Annotated in this window: 6 protein-coding genes and 1 pseudogene; 2 read left to right on the top strand and 5 right to left on the bottom strand. The window is 35.0% G+C overall.

Annotation, left to right across the window (positions count from 1 at the left end; all coding sequences use genetic code 11):
- The first annotated feature begins 142 nt into the window (after window positions 1-142).
- Entirely contained in the window at window positions 143-1,744 is a 1,602-nt protein-coding gene (locus tag F6K13_RS16790) for an MBL fold metallo-hydrolase (protein WP_124143972.1), read from the top strand.
- A gap of 119 nt (window positions 1,745-1,863) precedes the next feature.
- On the opposite strand, the gene F6K13_RS16785 is transcribed toward F6K13_RS16790, so the two are convergent.
- The 5 genes and pseudogenes from F6K13_RS16785 to F6K13_RS16765 form a co-directional block, all read right to left on the bottom strand.
- Window positions 1,864-2,178, bottom strand: a complete 315-nt coding sequence (locus tag F6K13_RS16785) for a DUF6679 family protein (protein ID WP_124143973.1) — start codon at window positions 2,176-2,178, stop codon at window positions 1,864-1,866.
- 128 nt (window positions 2,179-2,306) lie between these two features.
- Window positions 2,307-2,447 (bottom strand): hypothetical protein, encoded by a 141-nt coding sequence (locus tag F6K13_RS16780; RefSeq protein WP_161564400.1) that lies wholly within the window; start codon window positions 2,445-2,447, stop codon window positions 2,307-2,309.
- A gap of 454 nt (window positions 2,448-2,901) precedes the next feature.
- Window positions 2,902-3,162 (bottom strand): annotated as a pseudogene (locus F6K13_RS16775) (IS1 family transposase); the annotation flags it as partial.
- A gap of 143 nt (window positions 3,163-3,305) precedes the next feature.
- Window positions 3,306-3,431, bottom strand: coding sequence for a hypothetical protein (locus F6K13_RS16770; RefSeq protein WP_287276391.1), 126 nt, complete (start codon window positions 3,429-3,431; stop codon window positions 3,306-3,308).
- A 100-nt stretch (window positions 3,432-3,531) separates the two neighbouring features.
- A complete protein-coding gene (locus F6K13_RS16765; protein ID WP_161564401.1) occupies window positions 3,532-3,690 on the bottom strand; it encodes a hypothetical protein in 159 nt (52 codons plus the stop codon).
- Between the two features lie 389 nt (window positions 3,691-4,079).
- Between F6K13_RS16765 and F6K13_RS16760 the strand changes: the two genes are divergently transcribed.
- Window positions 4,080-5,322, top strand: a 1,243-nt coding sequence (locus tag F6K13_RS16760; RefSeq protein WP_287287862.1) for a CapA family protein, incomplete at its 3' end; no start/stop codon positions are given.

Genomic DNA, 5,322 nt, shown 5'->3' with positions numbered 1-5,322 from the left:
ACCGTCTTTTAAGCGGTGGTTTCCCACTTAACCTATTTTTTATGATGAAGTACTCTACTGATAAGTCTTGCAGTTCAAGATCGCCAAATTTTCAAATTCTTGATAATCAAAATATTCCTGAATGTAAGCAGTTAACCTTGTCATGAATTTAGAATGTTTAGCTTACAGCGTAGGTCATGGAGATGATGGAATATGTATGCTGGTCCGAATAGGTTCACACCGGATTTTATTAGACTGTGGTATTGCAGATATTTCATTATTAACTAGTACTAATGAAAATAAACAACAGGTCCCAGCAGATATTGTCCTATGTACTCACGCACATTCAGACCATGCTCAAGGACTACTTGCACTTCATCAAGCTTTTCCACAGTTACCAATATACGCTAGTGAAGCAACAACTAAACTTTTACCTCTCAATTGGTCAAAATTTACTGTTTCTGAAATCCCTGACTTATGTCAACCTTTACCTTGGCACTCACCAATAGAACTTTGTAGTGATCTAACTGTAGAGCTTTTTCCTGCTGGTCATTTACCTGGGGCAACAGTTTTTCTTCTGACTTATACTGCTGAAGATAATCGAACCTATAAGCTTTTATACACAGGAGATTTATTTTTATCCAATAGTCGTTTAGTTGAAGGTTTACCTTTAGGAGATTTACGAGGACTAAAACCAGATGTTTTAATAATTGAAGGTAGTTATGGTACAGCTCGTTATCCACATCGACGACAGTTAGAAAATCACCTTGCAGAAAGAATATATCAAGCTATTACTTCTGGAATGTCGGTTATTTTGCCTACCCCTGCTTTAGGATTAGGACAAGAATTGTTAATGCTTCTGCGCAGTCATCACTATTTCACAGGTCGCGATCTGGACATTTGGGTTGAGGAACAAGTTGCCCAAGTTTGTGACCTTTATTTACAACTATTATCCCAATTTCCTCCAGCAGTTAAAAATTTTGCTCAACATCAACCTTTATTTTGGGACGAAAAGGTCAGACCGCGCGTGCTTAGGCAGTTGCCAGGAAAATTTCCTTCTGGAGAAAAGCCATATATTCTCATTGCAGACCGGGATACTGATTTGAGTCAATATGTTATGAATCAAGATAATTCTTTTATTGTGTTAGTACCTGAAACACCAGGAAAAATTTCACAAGAGTTGAATTTTGTTCATACTGAAACATATCTTCTGACCGAGCATTGTGATGGACTGGGAACAACACAGTTAATTCACAACCTACGTCCTCAACATATAGTTTTTGTTCATGGCAGTCCTAGTTATATAGCTGACCTGACTAATCTTGAAGAGTTACGCAACCGTTATCAACTCCACTCTCCAGGTAATGGTGTTTTGGTAGAGTTACCAATTGGTGATACATTTATAGTACCTACATTACCTGAAACTAATTATGAGGGAGAATTAACTGAGTTGGAAACAGAGGTAATAGTTTCTTTACCTCAGAGCATTACAAATGATAGTCGTTGGCCAATTTTTGCTGATACAGGTATTGTGGAAGTCCGTTGGCAAGGAGAAGAGTTGGTTATGAGAGGGATTTCTCAACGACAACTTCTTTATCAGACTGGCGATCGCTTTATTTCTCCTGAGTTAGATTGTTGCGGTAATTGTTTATATTATCGAGGACAACATTGCTCAAATCCTACTTCAGCTCTATATGGATTTAGGGTAACATCTGATGGGTACTGTCCTATGTTTAAGTCCCTTCATTTTCCTTCTACTGAATAAACAGAGTAAAATGACTAATTAATCAAGCTATTCTATATACAACCAGTCATTTAAGATATGGTTTTGTATTTAGGGATAAAATATCAGTAAATACATAATTAATATCATATCTTAAAATATTATTCCTGCTGATTTGATTCTGGGTAGTGATTGCGAATCCGTTCAGCTTCTGGACAATCTTCAGATACTAGAGGTTCTATATTATTCCTTGGTACAGATGCTAATTTTTGGGTAATCGCCCCTATACTTTCTAAACGGACCATTTCTTCCCAAGAACAGATTTCATCATCTTCATCTGTTTCATAGCGTATAGTTACTAAATCTCCCTCTATATCTAATATCTTTGCTTTTTCAACCCAACGCTGCTGATCTCGCAAAAAAATACAGACTTCACGACCATCACAACAAATTTGATATATCTTGCGTTGTAGCATTGGCTTTCTATACTCCCAGTCAATAAGTTTGATCAAATATACTTACAGAAGACTATTTACTGAAAATGTTGGCAAAGACAAATTTTTTCTCTAAGCTTGTTTGGTTTAGTGGACACTCAAAACTATATTTAAGGTCTATGACTAGCATGACTACCATCAACACATAACTCCCACCAAGGAATTATGAGAAGAGAAATTAATTTTTCAGCTTGCAACATTAAAAGGTAATAGGAAGTGGTGTTAGTTTGTAATACTACTACATTAAACATTCACTCCTAGAGATATTGTAACTTAAATATCAGTTTTTAGAACAACTTGTTGCCCTGATCTGCAATTTAAGAATATTTACTATACTGTTATACTTAATTTTCATTATTTTTAATTCTACTATACAACAGTAATTGATAATGAAAGTCAAACTACCTACTTCTATTTTAGTCTTATTAAAGCTTTTAGCTGATTAACTCAATTAACTTTAGATAATTTTTTAATTTTTTTTACTAGTCAGATTTTACAAGATGAGGACAACATGGTAATACTTGCATGACTGATGGTCATCATTGCCAATACAATCACTAATTGCTGATTTGTTCATATCTTAAAAATAAATAAACTTAAATTCATGGGCTACTATAAAACTTAAAATTTCATAAGGCATAATTGCCAAATCATCAAAACTATAATTTATAAATTGAAGCTATATATACTTATATTATGGTATTCCTAAACAGGTAAAAATGCATTATGATGAATGAAGTAACAAATCGCTCCAATGTTATTTTCTAGCTTTTTGGAAAAGGAGATAGTCTTTCTGAGCAAGGGAGAAATCCTTTGGCATAAAGTATTATTGAGTAGCTCAATGTAACTTGTTGATCGAGTTTCTTTTCCTAGAGTCTGATGTCCCTTGCTGGGAAAAATCTCTTGATAACCAGACCAAAAATCTGTGTAACAAACAGCACATTGTCTATACACTTGTGGTAGCATATAGACATATCCAGAAAAGAGGCAATAGGCAACAGCTGATCTGGCAAAAGGGAGAAATAATTGATAATTTATGGATAAGAATTGATTTGATTTTTGATTTTTACCATATGTGTAATAGGGCACTCCGCCACGCTTCGCGAACGTCATAATCCTTCTGCCCTCTCAATACCTTGGGAGTCGATATACACTCCTACAATATCTCGAGTCACAAAATCTATAGCTAACCAAACCCATTGCTTTTTTCCTTTATGTCCAACGAATGACCACATATCATCACATTGGATGGTCATATGTCCTTTTTTTGACTCCCACTTCTACCTGTATGGGTACTATTTGGTCAAGGTGATTCACATATCTTTGTAACCAAGGCTAAGAGACTCCCGTGAAGCGAGCAATAGCAGCTAAGGGTAGCAATTCTTGCAAGAGTTGATTGATAAACTCTTTAATTTCTTGGTTAGTCATCTCCTCCTTGGGGATTTTGGACAAATTGTCGGCCAAAGTCTCGGCATCTAAAGTTTTGCTTGCCAACCGTGAATTTTACCGTTCTTGACAATCTGGTTTGAGGTACAGTTGGGACAAGATATAATATTATTGACATCAGATTAACACACTATATTCTGGATATTTTCCTTCTATCCTTACATATTTAGGACTACCTATATTATTTATATCTTTCAGTATCTTCCTGATTTAATTCTTTAAAATATTTTTTTTTGACTTCCATACTAAACTACAGATAATTTTTGTCATAAATATTAAAATTGTTGCTTAACGTATGTCAATTTTACTGATACAGACTTAGGCAAAACTTACAACCGGAGTCAGGATGACATATTTGTTTAGATAAAATACAGTATTGTTGATTTTTTCAAACTTTTGTACCTACTATCTGAAAGCTTTAACTATTAGGTTAAAATATGACTTACACACCTACTTTAACTCCACCATCTCTTTTAGAATTAGCACGATCCGGTGATTTTAAGGCGATTAGTTACTGGATAAATAAAGAATTAAAACCTCAAGGGATATCAGCTCGTGTAGCTAAAGAAACCACTGGATATTTACAAGTTTTAGTAGAGTTTCAGAAGGAACCTCCAACAGAGAAATTAATCAAGTTTATTTGTCAGCAACTTTATCAACTGAATTCTCCTTTGCTAGAAAGAGTAAACATTATAGGACGTTTTAGGGGTTCACCCAATATCCTATGGAAACAATCTGTTAGAATTCCACTAAAAAGAACATTAAATAATCAATCTAATATTCCCACCAAAAGTAATAATTTTAAATTTCAAATATTCCGCTCTTTCATATTAATAGGTTCAGTGGTGGCTACCTTTATATTGGGTTGTTGGGTAAGTTATTATGAAGTGCTAGTGCGAAATTCAATTTCATCAGTGGAAACTGCTGCTGGAAAAGTACGAGTAATTAATAATATAAAACTCACAAACCCAAACGACCCTACGGTTACCTTAATGTTTGGTGGAGATGTCAATTTATCTCATCCAGTTTCTGATGTAGTAAAAGAGGATTATAAGTTACCTTTTGCCAAAATGGATGAGTATAGAAAAGCTGATCTGGCAATGGTTAATCTGGAAAATCCTCTGACTCGTTCTACCATCAATAGTACAAACAGTCAGAATAAACTAGCAGTAGATTCTAACTATGTCAATGTCTTGACTTCTGGAGGAGTGGATCTAGTGAATTTGGCCAACGACCAGAATAAGGCCAATAACCAACAAAGCTTAGTTGAAACAATAGATATTCTAGAGCAGGCAAATATTCACTCTGTAGGAGCGGGCAAAACAAAAGATGAGGCCAGAAAACCCAAGATTATTAAGGTTAAAGGCCAAAAGATTGCCTACCTCAGCTATGATGATACAGATCTTCAACCAAATGCTGGGATAGTAGGAGTTAACAGTCGCCATAAAGACCAGATAGCTACAGATATTCAAATTCTGAGAAAGCAGGTAGACTGGATTATTGTTAACTATCACTGGGGAGTAAAATTATCAGAATATCCTGGAGACTGGCAAATGGATATAGCTAGGTCAACAATCGATCAAGGTGCTGATTTAGTTGTAGGACATCATCCTAAGGTATTGCAGGGGGCAGAAATTTATAAGGGGCAACCTATTATATATTCTTTGGGTAATTTGATTA

Source organism: Okeania sp. SIO2B9, assembly GCF_010672505.1.
Lineage (GTDB): Bacteria > Cyanobacteriota > Cyanobacteriia > Cyanobacteriales > Microcoleaceae > Okeania > Okeania hirsuta.
The sequence above is the reverse complement of the archived record's forward strand: the minus strand, read 5'-3'. Positions and strand labels throughout refer to the sequence as shown.

Excerpts from the sequence above, each read along its gene's own strand:
- F6K13_RS16780 (WP_161564400.1), bottom strand. The coding sequence starts at position 2,447 with ATGTTTAATGTAGTAGTATTACAAACTAACACCACTTCCTATTACCTT.
- F6K13_RS16785 (WP_124143973.1), bottom strand. The coding sequence starts at position 2,178 with ATGCTACAACGCAAGATATATCAAATTTGTTGTGATGGTCGTGAAGTC.
- F6K13_RS16790 (WP_124143972.1), top strand. The coding sequence starts at position 143 with ATGAATTTAGAATGTTTAGCTTACAGCGTAGGTCATGGAGATGATGGA.
- F6K13_RS16770 (WP_287276391.1), bottom strand. The coding sequence starts at position 3,431 with ATGTGGTCATTCGTTGGACATAAAGGAAAAAAGCAATGGGTTTGGTTA.